12 protein-coding genes and 2 pseudogenes are annotated in these 17,627 nt (G+C 51.3%); 8 read left to right on the top strand and 6 right to left on the bottom strand.

From position 1 onward, the window contains the following. Positions 1 to 26: 26 nt before the first annotated feature. Together ASD8599_RS15180 and ASD8599_RS15175 are read right to left on the bottom strand one after the other, a co-directional pair. A complete protein-coding gene (locus tag ASD8599_RS15180) occupies positions 27 to 1,592 on the bottom strand; it encodes an ABC transporter substrate-binding protein (RefSeq protein WP_108829310.1) in 1,566 nt (521 codons plus the stop codon). Positions 1,593 to 1,681: 89 nt separating this feature from the next. Beyond that, positions 1,682 to 3,262 (bottom strand): ABC transporter substrate-binding protein, encoded by a 1,581-nt coding sequence (locus tag ASD8599_RS15175; protein ID WP_108829309.1) that lies wholly within the window; start codon positions 3,260 to 3,262, stop codon positions 1,682 to 1,684. Between the two features lie 895 nt (positions 3,263 to 4,157). On the opposite strand from ASD8599_RS15175, the gene ASD8599_RS15170 reads away from it, so the two are divergent. Then, the gene (locus ASD8599_RS15170) at positions 4,158 to 4,925 is read left to right on the top strand and encodes a hypothetical protein (protein ID WP_181364506.1); all 768 of its coding nucleotides are present in this window, start codon (positions 4,158 to 4,160) and stop codon (positions 4,923 to 4,925) included. Next, entirely contained in the window at positions 4,922 to 5,155 is a 234-nt protein-coding gene (locus ASD8599_RS20315) for a hypothetical protein (protein ID WP_181364562.1), read from the top strand. Before ASD8599_RS15170 ends, ASD8599_RS20315 begins: the two co-directional genes overlap by 4 nt. On the opposite strand, the pseudogene ASD8599_RS20565 reads toward ASD8599_RS20315, so the two are convergent. Both ASD8599_RS20565 and ASD8599_RS15165 read right to left on the bottom strand, forming a co-directional pair. Then, positions 5,105 to 5,289, bottom strand: a pseudogene (locus ASD8599_RS20565) (hypothetical protein); the annotation flags it as partial. The gene ASD8599_RS20315 and the pseudogene ASD8599_RS20565 overlap by 51 nt on opposite strands. Then, positions 5,270 to 5,685: pseudogene (locus ASD8599_RS15165) on the bottom strand (transposase); the annotation flags it as partial. The pseudogenes ASD8599_RS15165 and ASD8599_RS20565, both read right to left, overlap by 20 nt. Positions 5,686 to 6,747: 1,062 nt before the next feature. Between ASD8599_RS15165 and ASD8599_RS15160 the strand changes: the two are divergent. Next, positions 6,748 to 7,092 carry a hypothetical protein gene (locus ASD8599_RS15160; RefSeq protein ID WP_108829307.1) on the top strand — a complete coding sequence of 115 codons (345 nt, stop codon included), beginning with the start codon at positions 6,748 to 6,750 and terminating at the stop codon, positions 7,090 to 7,092. Further along, positions 7,089 to 11,510, top strand: a complete 4,422-nt coding sequence (locus ASD8599_RS15155) for a calcium-binding protein (protein WP_108829306.1) — start codon at positions 7,089 to 7,091, stop codon at positions 11,508 to 11,510. Before ASD8599_RS15160 ends, ASD8599_RS15155 begins: the two co-directional genes overlap by 4 nt. Positions 11,511 to 12,550: 1,040 nt before the next feature. Here the strand turns inward: ASD8599_RS15155 and ASD8599_RS15150 are convergent. After that, positions 12,551 to 14,098: an RNA-directed DNA polymerase gene (locus ASD8599_RS15150; protein WP_108829305.1), complete on the bottom strand. Its 1,548-nt coding sequence runs from the start codon at positions 14,096 to 14,098 to the stop codon at positions 12,551 to 12,553. Positions 14,099 to 14,336: 238 nt separating this feature from the next. On the opposite strand from ASD8599_RS15150, the gene ASD8599_RS15145 reads away from it, so the two are divergent. Further along, positions 14,337 to 14,576: a hypothetical protein gene (locus ASD8599_RS15145; protein WP_108829304.1), complete on the top strand. Its 240-nt coding sequence runs from the start codon at positions 14,337 to 14,339 to the stop codon at positions 14,574 to 14,576. Next, a complete protein-coding gene (locus ASD8599_RS15140; protein ID WP_108829303.1) occupies positions 14,560 to 15,861 on the top strand; it encodes a DUF6538 domain-containing protein in 1,302 nt (433 codons plus the stop codon). The genes ASD8599_RS15145 and ASD8599_RS15140 overlap by 17 nt, the downstream gene beginning before the upstream one ends. A gap of 249 nt (positions 15,862 to 16,110) precedes the next feature. Here the strand turns inward: ASD8599_RS15140 and ASD8599_RS15135 are convergent, their stop codons facing one another. Beyond that, positions 16,111 to 16,323, bottom strand: a complete 213-nt coding sequence (locus tag ASD8599_RS15135; protein ID WP_108829302.1) for a helix-turn-helix domain-containing protein — start codon at positions 16,321 to 16,323, stop codon at positions 16,111 to 16,113. A gap of 159 nt (positions 16,324 to 16,482) precedes the next feature. Here ASD8599_RS15135 and ASD8599_RS15130 point away from each other — a divergent pair, with 159 nt between their 5' ends. Beyond that, positions 16,483 to 17,100, top strand: a complete 618-nt coding sequence (locus ASD8599_RS15130) for a DUF805 domain-containing protein (protein WP_108829301.1) — start codon at positions 16,483 to 16,485, stop codon at positions 17,098 to 17,100. 198 nt (positions 17,101 to 17,298) lie between these two features. After that, entirely contained in the window at positions 17,299 to 17,556 is a 258-nt protein-coding gene (locus ASD8599_RS20445; RefSeq protein ID WP_245926067.1) for a hypothetical protein, read from the top strand. Positions 17,557 to 17,627 lie beyond the last annotated feature (71 nt).

Below are 17,627 nucleotides of genomic sequence, written 5' to 3'. Positions count from 1 at the left end.
GGGGCGTTTGCCCCTCTTAAGCAGTGCTAGTTAACAGTGACCCAGCGCAAGATAAAGAAGTTGTCCGGGCGTTGCACCAATTCAATATTGGACCGCGTCCCCCAGACCAAAGGCTGCACATAAAGTGGAACGTAGGCCGTTTCATCCTGCAGGGTTTGGGCAACTTCATCCAGCATCGCCTGGCGTTTTGTCTCGTCGATTTCGGATTGTATCATCGGCAGCAATGCGTCGACACGATCGTTGGAATATCCGCCAAAATTCCAGCTGCCCAATTTCTTTTCTTCATTGGGCGTGGCGGCCAGAAAGCGCACGGGGTGTTCGGCATCAAAGGTGCCGGGTGACCACCCCAGCAGATACATGTCGTAGTTGTCTGCCCGCAATTCAGGCCAATAGTTTTGCACCGGCATCGCGTCCAAAGTCGCGCGCATACCGACCTGCGCCAACATTGCAGTTATGGCCTGACACACGGCTTCATCGTTCAGATAACGGTTGTTGGGGCATTTCAGCCCAAACGAAAACCCGTCCGCGTAACCTGCTTCGGCCAACAAGGCGCGTGCAGCATCCTGATCAAAGGCCGCGTTGCCGCCCAGCACATCTGAATACCCACGCATTGCAGGGCTGACCAATTGGTTCACAGCTTGGGCATTTCCGCGCATCGTGGTCTGCAAGATCGCGGGCACATTCACGGCATGGGCCACCGCGCGGCGCACGCGGGCGTCGGCAAACGGGTTTGCGTCCGTGGTCTCGGACGAATATTTTAGCGCCTCGGCCTTATGAGGAAAGCCAAGCATGATAACGCGGGCTTCGATGCCCTGAATGACATTGACGTTCGGGTCATTTTGCAATCGCGCCACGTCTTGGACAGGTACAGGATTGATGAAATCGACGTCGCCCGACAACAGGGCCGCCAAAGCGGTGGCGGGGTTCTGGATTGGCGTCAGCTCTGCGCGTGTGATGTTGTGTGTGGCATCGCCCCACCAATTGTCATGGGGCTCAAGTACAGTGCGAAGGCCCGGTTCACGGTTTGTGATGGCAAATGCGCCGGTGCCATTGGCATTCAGCGTGGCATGGTTGCCTGCTTCTTTGTCGGGGCGGCCAGCATCATTGGACTGCGCCCAATCGCTGTCCATGATCATCCAGTTGGCGATGCTGTCGGGGAAAATCGGGTTTGGAGAGGTGGTCATGATGTCCACCGTGTAATCGTCTACAACGACCACGCCGGACACAGGTGCAAACCAACTTCTGGTGTCGGCGGCTTCGCTTGAAGCGCGTTCATAGGAAAACAAAACGTCCTGCGCGGTAAATGCGGCACCGTTCTGAAAGGTCACGCCCTGACGAAGCTTGAAGCGCCACCCTTCGCCGGCCCCGATGGCTTCCCAGCTTGTGGCAAGTGCCGGTTCGATGGCCATGTCCTGCCCGCGGCGCACAAGACCTTCATAGACGTTGTTTAAAAAACCAAGGACCGGCGCAGAGTTAACAGCATGGGGGTCCAGAGTTTGAGGGTCTGTTGTGACAGCCCATTTGAAGTCTTCGGCAAAGGCTGCAGGGGCCAAAACGGCGAAAAGAGCGGCGTAGCTAAAATTGCGTAACATGGGTTTTCCTGAACTGGACCAAAATGGACTGGCGTTGAAAAATTGAAACAGGCGGCGCATCAATTGCGATGATGCGCCGCCCGGATGGTTTACTTCATGGTGAAGTATTTAACCTTTGGCTGATCTTCGGGATCAACTTCGATGCCCACTTTTTCCGACATGCCCCAGTTCAGAACCTGGTGGTGGATCGGGATGTAAAGCTGTTCATCTTGCACAACACGCCAGATTTTGGCGATGTCTGCATTCCGCGCAGCCAGATCGGTGTTGGACGCAAGTGATTTGATCATGGCGTCGACGTCATCGTTGTCAAAACCGGTGCCGTTCCATGTTCCGATTTCAGCTTCACGACCATGCACAAGGAAGTTGAAGATGTATTCGGAATCATACGTCGGCACGCCCCAGCCCAGCATATAGAAGTCTGTTTTGCTGTCCGTGATCAACGGAAAGTGTTGTGCCTTTGGTTTGGCATCAAGGTTCACTTTGACGCCGATCTGGCCCAGCATGCCAACCGCAGCCTGACAGATGCCTTCGTCGTTGACGTAACGGTCATTGGGGCAATCAAGGCGGATCGAAAATCCGTCTGCATAGCCTGCCTCTGCCATCAGCGCTTTGGCTCCTTCGATGTCGGTAGAGGATTCCGCATCCATTTCAGCGGTCCAACCGTTGACGAAGGGTGGGGCCACCATGCCGGCAGGCGCACTTTGGCCACGCATCACAACCTGACGGATGGCGTCGCGATTGATCGCCATGGACATGGCTTTGCGCACACGCACATCAGCCAAGGGGTTGGCGCCGTCTACACTGTCGCTTTCGATGTCGTCCGCGCCCTGGTTCATGCCAAAGAAAATGACACGGTTTTGTGGCGCTTGCTTGACGACCAAACCGTCTACGGCGTTCACGCGCTCAAGGTCCTGCACAGGCATGTCTTGCAGAAAATCAATTTCGCCAGACAACATTGCAGCCACACGGGTCGCGGCGTTCTGGATGGGGGTATAGACGATTTCCGTCACTTCCATTGGGAACTGGTCGCGGCCCCAATAGGCTTCGTTGCGTGTCATGACGGTTTTCACGTCAGGTTCCCGGCTGGTCAGCGTGTAAGGGCCGGTGCCGTTCACGTTTGTCGTGGCAAAGGTGATTTCGCCGCCTTCAAAGTCCTGCACGTCAACTGTGTTGTTCGCTTCGGTCCAGCCTTTGTCCATCATATAGAGGTTGGTCAGGTTCGACGGCAGGATCGGGTTTGGCCCGTCTGTGACGATTTCAACGGTATAGTCGCCCGTCGCGCGAACTTCTGTGATGGAGCCGATCAATTCCTTCATGTCGGAATTGGGCTGTTTGGCGCGCTCAAAGCTGAACACTACATCTTCGGACGTAAAGTCCGCGCCATCGTGGAACTTCACGCCTTGGCGCAAATTGAACACCCATACATTTGGATCATCTGCTTTAGGGGCCCAGTCAGTGGCCAGCGCAGGTTCAAACGCGCCTGTCACGTCGCGGATGATCAATGGCTCGTACATCTGGTGGCGGATCGTATGTGTCGGACCTTCATTCTGGGAATGAGGATCAAGCGTCAATGCATCGCCGGATCGGGCCCAACGCAGCGTTTCGGCGCTGACCGGTGCCGCCGTCGAAATCAGCAAAGCGCCGATCATGGTTGTAATTGTCGTTTTCATGGAAAATCCCCGTGCTGTTATTTATGCCCTAAGCTTGGCCTGTTTTTCGCCAATGGCAAGGCCCTCTTTGGATAAGGGTCGCGGAACGTCGGGTTATCGAACAGCCGCAGCAAGCACACGCTGGGGTAGTCGCATTGCCAAAAGACGCGGTTTGGGCCTTTGCAGGCCATCATGAAACACAGTTTTACAATGTCGATCCAAACGGGAGAAACCGACCAAAACCAAAGTGCAAAAGTTCTATGCGCTTCGCACGGGTCGGTCACTGTATTTGAAGAAAGGTTGGCTGGGATAGTAGGAACCCTAGCCACTGCTTGAAATCCATGACTTTTTCTCAACGAACAACAAAACAGGGGCAGTTTGGGGGGGTGTCGAGGGGGGGCGTGCCCGAGACCGATGGTGGGGCGGACGGCGGGAAAGCAGAAGTTCGCTGCAGGTGCATCCTGAACGGTATGTGGACGGCAACGCTCAGGTAGCTTCTGGTGGCTATCGAAAATTCCAACTACCGCCTCCGAAAACTCAAAACAGGGGCAGTTTTCGGAGATATGGTTTCAAGAAATCGTTCTAAGACGCCTGCTAGACCGTAATGGTTGTACGCGAACTGTAACCAAGCATCTTCCCCAAAACCCTCGCTTGCAGGAGCTTTTACCTATCGCGGGAATAGGGTTGCCGTGAAATTGTGACGGTGAAGGTGCTCAAAACTGTGTTTTTGCCACCATTCCTAAATTCACGTCCACTCGCTGAAAATGTTTAATTCGGCTTCAACACCTTTTGACGCCACTACGCTTATACTATACACCCATAGGTAGTTTTTAACTAGCTATCACTCCTGCATTCTCATACTAGCACACCGAGATTTTGGCGATCTAAATACGCATTTGAACTAGGGGGTGCATTCGTGTTTTCGAAGTGGGCTTGGGTAGCGGCTTTGTGTATATGCACGCTGCCAAACAATGTGATGTCGGATTCTAACGCCCCCACATCAGACCCTGCGTACATCCCGTACAGCAGACTTCCGGAGGATTTTTGCGACCATCTATTTGACCTGAAAGAGAATGTGTGGGGCAGCAAGGCGCCGGTGAACCAATTCCTACGGATGGAGATGGAAGGCAAGACGCTGCCGATCAAGCTGCCGCGCAACTATCTGGAAGAGGGATGGGATTTCAACGAAGGCTATACTGTGCCAAGCCACGGATTTCGCGTGGACATGGACAACTTTGCGCCGATTCACAGCAGAGACTTGCGTGCGTTTTGGGATAAGCGGGGGCAACGTCATTTGAGTATTGTGGTCGCTGATACGACAGATTTACCCCAAATACTACAATCCTTAACCCGCAACCGATTTCCAAAACCTGAACTGCATGGCGGGCTAACCCGAAACTACATTGCAAATTTGGATCTTGTCCGAACTGAACCAGCACGTCCTGTCGTGATGCACTCGATAATGTACTCAGGCTATGACGCGTCAAACACAGTGACGGACGTGTTCCGGTGTAGCAGAGAGGGTTATGGGGTCAATCAAACATGCTCTCACTATTTTCGAGCGCATGCCGTTGACGTGAACACACGCTTTAACGGTTCGCACCTATCCGAATGGAAAACAATCAAAGCCAATGTCACCCAATTCCTTGGGTGCATGTTAATCAGTGAAGGGAAGTTTAAATGAGCCTATCCAGCACCCAATTATCTATTTTGGCGTCACATGCGGAAGTCGGTGATCACGTTGCGTATTATGAAACCCTCAAAAGCTTCGGGGAAAATTATGCTGAACTTGCCCTTCAAGTTGTTCTGAACTCCGGAGTAGCAGTGGACCTGTCGCGTTTTAGTGCCGCACCAAGTGCTCGTTTAGGCCACTTTCCTTTCGAAAGCGACGGGGCATTTCCAGCCGAGAGTTGAGTGACGGCGTCGCGGATTGTAGAATCCGTTTATGTATTTTACTGCACGGCAATTGATACGAAGTATCAATAAGAGTGGAAGATCGCCATCTCGGCCTGTCGCCGCGTTTCCCATGATCGCCGCCAGATCAGCTCGTTGTCTGCGACTGGCTGGACGGGTGCGGAAGGCCCTTAGACCGCGCGGACTGACATTCATGATCCTGCACAGGCGTTCCGTATGGAAAGACCCACGGTGTTCCTCGATAAACCGGAACCTCATGGCTTTTGGCCCGCGAAGAACTGTGTTGCTTTTTTTAAGATTTCCCTCTCCTCCTTGAGAATGCGTTTCTCGCGTCGAAACCGATCATTCTCTTGGGCGAGGCTCAAATCTTTCTTCGACACCACATTCGTGTCTCGGTGAGCTGTGAACCGTATATTCAGTGTCGACATCCCGACACCAAGATCATCAGCCGCCTGTTTACGCGTAAGCCCGCTGGTCAATGCGATCCGCACAGCATCTTGCCGGAATGCGTCCGTCCGCTTCAGTCTCATTTCGGGATCATGCTTCATATAACCCTGACGGGCGGGGCATAGTTCGTCTCCTTTGCTGCAGTAAATGCTATCAAAGGAGCGGCATCAAACCGAGACAGGTCCAGAGGTTGCTTTCTTATCATTACGACGCTGCGCTGGTTAAGGTCACCGAGTTGTTAGCGGAGACCCAAACGGATGAGAACGGCTGCATGGTCACCGTAACGGCGGAACCTAGAAAGGTGCGTTTCATGAGTGGTCAAGATCGCGCTTATCGTTTTGCGTGTTGTATCCAAAACCAGCTCGCTACCAACCGTCATCAGGTTGTCCGACACCTTTGTCATAATCGGCGCTGCATGAACCCGTGACATCTGACCATTGGGGATCGGCGAGACAACCTGAATGATGATCGGGAACGACGTACTAACGGGGTAGACTGGCACACTCTCTAAGCCCGTGGCTATGTCCTCGACCTCTCCCAAAAGCAGGGAGGGGTTACCCGCTACACCCGCAATAACTGGAGCAGAAAACTAGGGCATGACCCACGCTGACGGGTTGTCCGGGTGTTGGTTTACTCTGTCAGAGAAGGTTGGCTGGGATGGTAGGAACCCTAGCCACTGCTTGAAATCCATGACCTTTTCTCAACGAACAGCAAAACTGGGGCGGTTAGTGGGGCAGTTTGGGGGGTGTTGTTGAGGGGGGCGGCCCGAGACCGATGGTGGGGCGGAGGGGCGGGAAGCCGACATTCGCTGCAAGTGCAAGTTGAGAGTGCGTTCAAATCTTAACCGCCATTCACAGTGGCACTGTCGGATAATAAATTAGGAGCAGCCTAAGCGTGAGCACTGGCATTAACGATTTGTTGATGGAACGCTCAGGTAGCTTCTGGTGGCTAGTTTCAAGAAACCGCTCAAAGACGCCTACTAGGTTGGTATGGCTATACGCGAACTGTAACCAAGCATCTTTCTAAAAACCCTCGTTTTATGGGGGCCTAGTGAAAGTGCTTTGGGATAGTTAATTTTTCCCTTTTTGGTTGTGGGTGTGGGCGTGATCGGCTAGTAGGGCTAATGAAAAGTTGGGGATTTATACATGGCATATGTGGCGATAGCTTTATCAACAAGTTTGTTATTTTCCTACTTTTCGCTGGGAGGGGGGGCGTCATCAATTGTTTCAATTGGCTTGGTCTTCCTTGTAACGAATATCATCGTCTTATTGGAGCTAAATGACTTTAGTCTGAGCGAAAAATTGCGAGATAAAGAGTATGGAGCGTTCCGAGTAATTCTGCTGCTGAGCGCAATTATTATTGCTATTGGCATGGTTGGTGATTCCAGTCTCGAATATTTTGTCAAATTGGGTATGACTTTTGCGCTTCATCTCGCTCTTTTTGATTTAACTGGATTCATATCCAAGCAAATGTGGAAGGTTAGAAAGTGAATTTGTCAGATGTATTGGGTATTGAACCCGGCCTAAGCGGTGATGTCGCCAGTGATATACAAGGTAATCTTTCAGTTATTGGTGGCGGTTTGGTTGTGTTGGGGGTTATTGGAACTGTAGCAACAGGAGGCTTGCTTGGAGTCGTTATTGGAACAATATCGGTTGCAGGTGGTGCATTAGCCTATCTGGCGTCGGAACACTTAGAGAACGCTGAAGAATTAGACGAAGCCTTTGGTCATTTAGGTGTTATACAAGATGCTATAAACTCTGAAAATTTCGCGGATCGGCTAGATGAGGAATCGGTAAAAGATGCGCTTGCAGATTTAATGAGCAGTGATGTTCTTTCACCTGCCCAAAAACAACAGCTTCATAGCATTGTCGAAAATGCAAAGAACGGGATAATTCAGGGCGGTAGTGGTAGCTCTGAGGTTACGGGTTCCGAGAGCGGGGACGACCTCTCTACTCCGGGGTATACGGCATATCATTATGCTGATGAACACGGTCAGCCTGGGGCTGTCGCATACAATGGTCCCTACACGGGCTGGGACTTTCATACCATAGTCGTCGCTGAGGACGGCTCCGTCACCGTTACGAGCTCGGGCGTCATATCTAGCCCGCTAGGCACTTACGATCCGAACGGCGAAGAGCATACCGGCGGGACAACTCATGGGAATCAAGACCACGATAATATCGGTGGTGGTCAAATGCCTGTCATTATTGACCTTGATGGAGATGGAATTGAACTCACTGTAAATGGTTTGGTGAATTTTGATTGGGACGAAGACGGGTTTTATGAACAAACTGCGTGGGCATCTGCAGATGATGGTTTCTTGGTCATTGATCTCGACGAAAACGGCGAGATAGGTGAAGGTGATAACGACATAACCCAAGCCCGTGAGCTGGCCTTTGCTCTTTGGGGCAGCGGTGAAATGACCGATTTGCAGGCCTTAGCAGAAGCTACGGATGAAGACGGGAACTTGATTTTTGATACCAATGGCGATGGCATCTTAAACGACCAAGATGCTGTTTGGTCGTCCATGAACATCTGGCAGGACCTCAATCAGGACGGCGTGGTTGATGATGGTGAACTGAAACATCTTTCAGAGTGGGGTATTACTCAAATCAATCTGACTTACGCTGATGAAAGTGGGTATGATGAAACTGATGACGACATCACGGTGTTCGGCAATACGTTGCATGGTTTGGCGACGTTCATTCATGACGGAACTGTTATCATCGACTACGATGACGAAGATGTTCAGGCGGATGGGACCATTGTTGGTGAAGCTGGGGATGTCACTTTGGCTTACAATACCCAAGGCTGGCGACGCGTTGAAACAACATATGGCTACCGGATTGAATTCGAAAACGGCGAGCAATATTTATATGGTGAGGCTGTGGAAATGTATGGCGGCCTTGATAGTGGTGCGAACAACATTGATCTGACGACCTTAAATCTGAACGGCGCAGTAGGTGATGAATTTAACAACATTCTCGACGCTTCTGGCCACCTTACCAACGTCGGAATTTCTGGTGCTGAGGGCAATGATAGCATTGTTGGCGGGTTACGGGCTGACATGCTTTCAGGCGGCGAAGGCTCCGACACACTAAAAGGCAATCAGGGCGACGATGTCATATTCTTTGACGCTAATGATGCCGTCGTTTTAGGTGGCGATGGATTTGATACGGGAATTGTCGCGACAGATGATGCGGTAACCTTTGATCTGGTTGCGAACGGCTTCGCACAAGTTTTTGGTGGCGCTGGCGATGATGACATAACTGCATCTGGTTCAATGGAGAACATTGCAATCCATGGTGAAGATGGCGACGACAGCGTCACTGGTGGCCTATCCAACGATGTCTTGTCTGGTGGCAACGGCGACGATACAGTTTTGGGCGGCCTTGGTGATGACTTCGTTTCAGGCAATGCGGGTAATGATCTGCTGAATGCGTCGAACGGCGATGACTTTCTCACGGCAGGTATTGGCGATGATACCGCAAACGGTGGTAATGGCGATGATGTCATGTTCTTGGGAGAGGGTGACGACTCCGGCACTGGTGGAAGTGGTGACGACTTTATCGACGGCGGTGAAGGCAGCGACACACTCGATGGAACAAGCGGAGACGACACGCTGGACGGTGGAGAGGGTGACGATCATCTGTACTTCTGGCGCGGTGACAGCCATCTAATTGGCGGCGAAGGGAATGATACCTTCTATCTTCAAGACCACAGCAACGGGAGCTGGGGCTGGTCGATTGTTGAAGGCGGAACTGGTTTCGACGTGCTCAAACTCAATGTAAATTCTGTCGATTCAATTACACACAAAGTCGGAAACCAATGGCAACTCGTCAATTATTTGACGGGAGGCAGCAGGGTCGTAATCGATTTGCTCGATGTGGAAGAAATCCATTTCGCGAACGGTGATATTCAAGTTTTGAGCACGGATGAAGAACTGGACACCAGCGATGATTATGTTCGGTTGAGCCATGACTGGTCGATGGGTGACGGAGAGCAAGTCACAGAAGCCGATGGCGAGCATCATATCTCTGGAGCCAATACCTATTGGATTTCTCCCGTTTTGTCTGGTTGGGCCGGAAATGATCTCCTGCTTGGCAATGACAATGCTGGAAATATCAATGGTGGCACTGGGAGCGATACCCTCGCTGGGCTTGGCGGCGATGACTCAATCGTTGGCGGCTCCGGCAGTGACGCCCTGTATGGAGGCGCTGGAACCGATACCTTGCGTGGCGGAAGTGGTTCTGACCTCCTCAGCGGCAACGAAGGCAATGACAGTCTTATTGGGAACACTGGATCAGATACTTTGATCGGCGGTGATGGCGATGACACGCTAACGGGTGGTGACGGGTCTGACATTCTTGGTGGTGGTGAAGGTGCAGATAGCATCTTTGGCAACTCAGGTTCCGATCTTCTCTTCGGTGAAGCTGGTGATGATTGGCTCAACGGTGGGTTATCTGCGGACACGCTTCATGGCGGTGCAGGTGCTGATACGCTGATCGGCGATTATGGCAATGACCTGCTGTCCGGTGGCGAAGGTGATGATGATCTTGATGGTGGCACAGGTAAAGACCTTCTTTATGGTAACGAAGGCTTGGATACACTTGACGGTGGCAGCGGTGAGGATGCCCTCTTTGGCGGTGACGGCGTGGATGATCTACAAGGTGGCGAAGGTGCCGACTACCTTGAAGGTGGTGCGGGCGCAGACATACTAGACGGTGGCGAAAGTGTACTGGACATAGCGGGTTATCGTGACTCGGACGCAGGCGTGTTCATCGACTTGGTTGAGGGAACGGCCACAGGAGGCCACGCCGAGGGGGATACGTTTGTTGGAATCGAAGGGCTGCTTGGATCACTCCACAATGACAACTTGAAAGGCGATGACCTCGCCAACCAGATTTACGGTGTGGATGGCAACGACACACTCTGGGGCTGGAATGGACGCGACACAGTGACGGGCGGAGATGGCAATGACCGTCTCTATGGCAATCTCGATTCCGACACGCTTTACGGCGGGGCGGGAAACGACGTGTTGACCGCAGGATATGGTGGTGAAGGCCAACAGTATTTGGATGGCGGCACTGGTAGTGATCGCTATCAGATTCACTCTCTGGGTTTGAATCATTTCGTGTTTGAAGAAGAGGAAACCACATCAAACAACCATGACATAGTTGAATTCCAAAACCTCAACTGGGACGAAGTGACGGTCTCAGAAGAGAACGGCTTGCTTGTTATCTCGTGGACAAAACATGACGGTGGGTCAGTCAAGTTCAACGATCTTGGTGTACATATCGAATCCTTCCAGTTTGCGGACGGCGTAGAGGTATCGGGTTTTGCTGGCAGCAGTGGCGCTGACAACCTGCTTGGACGGACTGAGAATGTGGTGTTTGATGGCGCATTAGGTGATGACACACTAACCGGCGGTTCCGGTGATGATTTCTTAAAAGGTGGTGCTGGAACAGACAATCTGCGCGGCAATAATGGCAATGACACACTCTGGGGCGGCTCAGGGAACGACACATTGCGAGGCAACTTGGGAACTGACACTTTGATTGGTGGTGCAGGCGATGATGACGTCAACGGTGGTTATGGCGACGATCTAGTCCAAGGTTTTGACGGCAACGACACACTTAACGGAGGCAGTGACAACGGAGATGACACGCTGACTGGAGGTGAAGGCAACGATGTATTCTTGTTCAACGCCAACTATGCAATCGGCAATGACATCATCACAGACTTTGTTTCTGGTGAGGATCAGATCGAGTTTATTGGCCTGACCTTTGCCGACCTAACGATCACAGATGTCGCAGTAGGGATTTCTATCCACACCTCTCAAGGAAGTGTTCTGCTAGAAGGCAATGGATTGCCAAGCCTGACACAGGATGACTTTGTGTTTACATGATTTGTGAGAAAATAGGTTGGTGGGTTATTGAGCTCGCCAACCTATTTTTTCATTAGAAATATTACATAATTAGGCCTATGTGTTGTCGAGTAGACCCAAAAGCGGTCCTTGGCGCAAATACTGCGAAATGGCGCTTTGTCCGCAGACCGTGAGTTCGCTTATGTCGGGATTTTGCAGTCGCTGCGAATGGCCGGTTCGACGGGCCGCACCGCGGCATCCCGACTCGCAAGCGAACGGCAGCAATGGGCCGTCCATGATCTGCAAATTGGTGTCTTGGTTGGGAATGCTGCGACGTCTCCGATGGCGGCAGAGAGCCCACTTTGACAAATGCTGCATGGTATACGAACGTCTGCTATCCGCATTACTTCAACTGCTGATTATTGTGGTTTGCAATTTCGTTGGTGTGGAACGTTCCTGTCCATATGTCCCTCAACCCGAGACCATATTCCTCACCAAAAAGCGAATGAAGATCTTGCCTAGCCCTTTCTGCGTTACCGCTTACGGAGATACTTTTTGCAATAGTCTTTACCTTATTCATTCCTTTATACAATTCCACGACCACATTTCGAGCGCCCCCTCCGGTACCCGCAGCGCTTGAATCATCTACATCTCGATAACGAATAGTTATCTGATCCGGCCTTACTTTTTTTACCTTTTGTCATTCTTTGAACCTCACAAACGAATTTCTTTAATTCACCAATTTGGGTGCTGGTCACCAATGCATGATGTGTCAAATTTATTCATTCGGCAAGCGCAGGATGTCGTTTGGTCGGGCGCAAGCAGTCAACGGTGAGGCTGACTCGCAAGTGGCATCAAAGCGGACGCCGAATGATGCTGGCCCAAAGTTCACTTCGTCCGCGATCTGTATGTTCGTGTCCGCCTGGGTTTCGCAGACGCAGCGAGTGACCGCTAAGCTGGCAGCGACCGCAGCATCTTGATCCGTTGGCCAACGGCAGCAAAGGGCCGAAAGTGCCCAATCTCCAATAGCAATAGAGCCATCTGTGCCATACCGTACGGCCAGCCCTAACGCCCAGTCCACCTCAATAGTCGTATCCGAACAACTGCACTTCTTCCGCGTCGATGACTGGCGTTAGCTTGGCTACGAGTTCCTTATCTATAAACAGCTCAGAGCGCAGCAATGGCACATAGGCATCAGGTAACCAGCCCGACTGCCATAACTGAAATTGAGGGTCCTCTAGGGCCCGGCACAGCGGCTCTGACATCGACAACTGAACACCCATCGGCACCGCAAACCGCTGCATCCAGACGTGGAGATGTCCGCAATTCGCAACCTTCTCAAACTTCTTCAGTATGGCCCAGATAGCTGGCTGCCTTTCATCAGGCTGCATATGATCCAGCAAGCTACTCAACACGGCCGCGTAAATTGGGTAGGTCCGAGGGTTATGAAGCGCAATGTCAGTTGCAACCGCAATAATCGGCTTAATTGGGTCTTTCAATTCCTCCAGCTTGCCCAACCGCCGCTGAAACTTTGAAAGCGTGACAGCCACGCTACCAGAGTTCGGATATTCCCCAGCCAGCTCATGGATCAGAAGCATATGCTTTACCAAGCTACGCTTTTGTTTTTCTTTACCAATCCAAAACAGCTTATCGGCCTTGATTGAAGACTGGATGATCCGGTCCGAAACAGCGGTCTTGTCGGCGCTGAGCTTCATGCCAAGATCACGCAGGACTTCCGCTAAAAGCTTGGTAATCCGCTCGCTATCTGCTGGGTTATTGCTAAAAATGCGATAGTCGTCACGGTATCTCAGGATCTTATAGTCCTCGATTTTCTCTTTCTCGATTGCGGCAGTCAGCTCTTGGTCTGCATATCCCAGCACCATTTCAGCGATAAAGTTGGTTAGGTTCGAGCCTTGAGGAATGCCATTCGTCTGGCCGTGCCGAGAGGCCGCAATGAGTTGATCTAAGATGTTGCCAAGAAGCGTCTTATCCGTCTTTCCTGCCTTGGACTTCGCGTGTGCCTTTCCGTGCAGTGCCCAACTGATGGTGTGGGTGTAAATGGACCCGTAGCAATCTGCGATATCGGTATGGATGACGTGGCTGTAGTCGAGGCTTAACTCCAATGAGCGTTGTTCCATTTCTAGCCACCATGACAACACCTGAGCCGCTTTATCTTTCTGCTTTGATTGAGAAACCACTGGATGGCTCACACACTCAATTCTAGGGTTAGCCGCGCAGTTCTCAAAGTGGTCTTTCACCAAGTCCCATTGCTCTTGTTTCGTCAACGCATTGACGATGGCAACGTAGACAACGGGATGGATCATCTCTTGGGGACGCCACGCGTATTTGCCGTCCTTGCTATGAAAGATGATGTGGTTAAGACCCTCAAGGTCGCGCGGTGGTATTTTCCAAACCCCTGAAAGCGGCGAGCCTGCCAGCTTCTTTTCGATCCCTTTGAGCATTGGCGAAAAATCAAAATAGGCAGGTAAATCAAAGTCGAAATAGCTTTCTGATTTCAACAGGACGGCCTTTGCAGCAGCTGCTCCAAGGTCGACGATTTTTACCGGGTCCGCCCCTGACTTCTCGTTACTCATCACTTGCTCCGCCTCTTCGATCTCAAACTCAGACATATTTAGGAACTCAAGCGGCGAAAATAAACTGAGATCCTCTCTGTATCTAAATAAAGAAACATTTACAGGAGTTTAGTTATGAAGACGCTTTGCATTCTCGGCAATTTTGCCGGGGGCTTTCTCATGTCACCACCGCCTCGTTCGGCAATCTCGGCCCTGCTTTGGTTGGGTACACGTTCGCATCCAGTAGTCACATTACTGGTCACGACGGCCTTCTTGGTCGCATGGAGGAAAGATAATGGATGACCTTAAGGAAGGCGACGTTGTCGTTGTTCAGGCCTTTGATGATCTGCCGGAACATTTGTTTGAGGTCCATGAAGTCCATGAAGACTGTGTGACTGGGTGCGCAATCACTGGTCCACTCGTTGGGGTCTACGGTGAACCCGAGTTCGAACTGATCCTCAGGATCACCTACCGCGCAGTCACCCCCAATCCAATTCAAAGAAGACAGGAGACGACCGATGTCTGCTCAGATTAAATACGCCTACCTAAAGGGCCATACTTGGCTATATCGCAGGAACTATCCCAAGGAGATCGCGATGGTCTTGGGGCAACAAGCCATGAAGCAGTCGCTCAAGACACGTGATACCAATACCGCTCGCGTACGGGCTGCAGAGATCAATGCACGATATGAAACTCTGGTTGCTAAAGTTCGTGATACTGCAGAGGCGGCACTCTCAGCTCCAGAGTTGGGCAAGAACGGCACTGCATGGGAAGCCACTCCGAATTGCGCTCTTGAGCACCTACGGGCTTCTTTGAGCCTCTCTGGGGCTAAAACGATCTTCCCGGTAGAGCTGCGCGTTACCAAAAAGCTGATCACCGCTGCGAGCCGCGAGTATCTGAACGCTAGAAGCAATGAACTTCGGCCCAGTGGCTTCAGATCGGTTCGGTACTCAGTTGACCTTTTCTCCTCTAAATATGGGAAGCGGTCGCTGTGCAGTCTGACGCGCAGGGATGGGCGTGAGTTTCTTTCACTCATTGCTCAGATATCGCCCCATGTCGGGAAATCAGAGGCTGCTCGTGGTTTGGGCTTGGAAAAGCTGGTTGCTCTTTCCGCACATGGTTCGGTGTTTACGACAGTGCGCACCCAGAAGCGGATTTGGTCTCAGGTAAATCACTTCTTGGACAGCATGGTCTACAATGGTCATTTGGAGGCCAACCCGTTCAAGTCTGTTCGATTCGACCAAAAGATAAAGCCTCAACCATATGCCGTAATAACCGATGAGGAAGTGAAAAAACTACTGCACGCCAAGGACAACAAATTGCACGCCATTATGCTGACTTGTCTGCTGACTGGAATGCGTGCTGGTGAAGCAGTTGGTTTAACAAGAAAGGACTTGGTACCTAAGGGCAATCTTGGCATCTTTGCACATGTTCGACCAAACGAATTGCGCCTTCTAAAAACGGACGCTGCAGAGCGCTTCGTTCCGGTTCATCCAAAATTAGAAGTTCTATTTGACCAGTTACCAGCAACGGGGCCGCTGTTTCCTGACCTTAAAGTCAATGATGTAACCAAGGGGTTTGCAAAGATCAGAAAGGAGCTGCGCATACAACGACCCGGTTTAGTTTTTCACTCAACCCGAAAGTGGTTCATCACGCAGTGCGAGCGAACAGGCGTGCCTGAACATTTCACTGCATCTTTGGTGGGACATAAGTCTGCCCGATCAGAGAATGGTATAACCTACGGCATTTATTCAGCGGGCATAAGTGATGAGCAAAAAAGGGGGATAATCGACCAAATCAGGCTTCCGGTTCTGATATGAACATTCCCAACATTGAAGACTTCGAAGAACGGGCCGCTATCGCTGAATACGATGGCGGTCTTTCTCGTCGTGCCGCTGAGAACCTTGCAGCTCAGTCGCAGGGGTTTGCTAGCGCACGCAAGTACTGGCAGTGGCTAGCTGAGTACGCTCATCGGGAAAAGCTACCTTAAACAGATCCTCGGCTGGCGCGAGCTAGCCGGGGTTCACTTACCTTTTTTTATCCGGCTGGTGTAGGTGTCTACGATAGGTTTATTTTTCTTCCCTAAGCAACTGCCACGGAGCAATTTCAAGAGGTTCTGCAAGTTTTTCTAGAACCACGATGGTAGGATTCCGAACACCCCGTTCAACTCCGCTAACATAGGTCCGATGCAGACCGCATTCGAAAGCTAAAGCTTCTTGCGAAAGCCCTGCCTGCTCTCTAAAGCGTCTAAGATTTCGCCCGACCAGCGTCTGAATTGGCATGGCCAGTGAGTGGCTCACTTGAACACTTAAAATCTACAGACTATGAGTCTCAATTAGGGAAAAGCAGCGCTTTCGGGAAAGCCGCTTCGAAACTACGCAGAGCAAAGACCAGAGTTTCTGAATATGCTCGGGTGCAGTGAAAGCAAGAAAGGTTAACTGATGGAAAAGGATTTCAGATCACTCACTTTGTTCGGCGTTGTAGGATCCTTGGGAATACTATGGTATCGTGTTTACGACCCCCATCCCGAGTTGTGGGTGCAGGCGTTAGGCGTAGGCATTTGGGTTGTTACAGCTATATGTTTAGTGATTTCGATTACCTTCAAGGTTATCCGCAAGGCACCAGAACTATCTCAAAATGTGGATACGGCAAAGGTCACGAAATCAGTTTTGGAAGCTACGGACAACGTTGCAGAAATCGGGGTTGGAGCCTTCAGGTCGGCTATCCAGAAACTAACACCTCTCTTCCTCGGACTGTTTGCGTTTGAAGGGAAAGCATCGCGTTTGAAGTACTTGATTAGCCAAGTTGGATCAGTTTTTTCAATTCTCTTCTTCACTTTGGGCTTTGGGCTAGATCCCAACCTCTTCTGGAAAGTGATCCTTATGATTGCGATATTGGCGTCGCTGGTCTGTCTGCTTTCGTTCGGAGTGAGACGTACCCGTGATATTGGAGTTAGCCACTGGTGGTATCTTCTGATCCTAGTCCCTCCGGTGAACCTAGCCGTGCAGGTCGCGTTGTTGATTGTTCCCAGCGATGAATTGGTTGGCAAGGGTCTCTAGAACTGCCCTCCGCCCCACCATCGGTCTCGGGCCGCCCCCCTCAACAACACCCCCCAAACTGCCCCACTAACCGCCCCAGTTTTGCTGTTCGTTGAGAAAAGGTCATGGATTTCAAGCAGTGGCTAGGGTTCCTACCATCCCAGCCAATCCTTCTCTTACAGAGCAAACCAACACCCGGACAACCCGTCAGCGTGGGTTATGCCCCAGTTTTCTGCCCCAGTTCTTGCAGCTATTGCGGGTGTAGCGGGTAACCCCTCCCTGCTTTTGGGAGAGGTTGAGGACATAGCCACGGGCTTAGAGAGTGTGCCAGTCTACCCCGTTAGCACGTCGTTCCCGATCATCATTCAGGTTATCTCGCCGATCCCCAATGGTCAGATGTCTCGGGTTCATGCAGCGCCGATTATGACAAAGGTGTCGGACAACCTGATGGCGGTTGACTTGATGCAAGAACCATGATTATTTAGTGGCCCGCGAAAAGCACTATCGAGAAAAAACACAACGATACTTAGCTTCGCGAATTGAAGGCA

This window comes from Ascidiaceihabitans donghaensis (assembly GCF_900302465.1).
Lineage (GTDB): Bacteria > Pseudomonadota > Alphaproteobacteria > Rhodobacterales > Rhodobacteraceae > Ascidiaceihabitans > Ascidiaceihabitans donghaensis.
The sequence above is the reverse complement of the archived record's forward strand: the minus strand, read 5'-3'. Positions and strand labels throughout refer to the sequence as shown.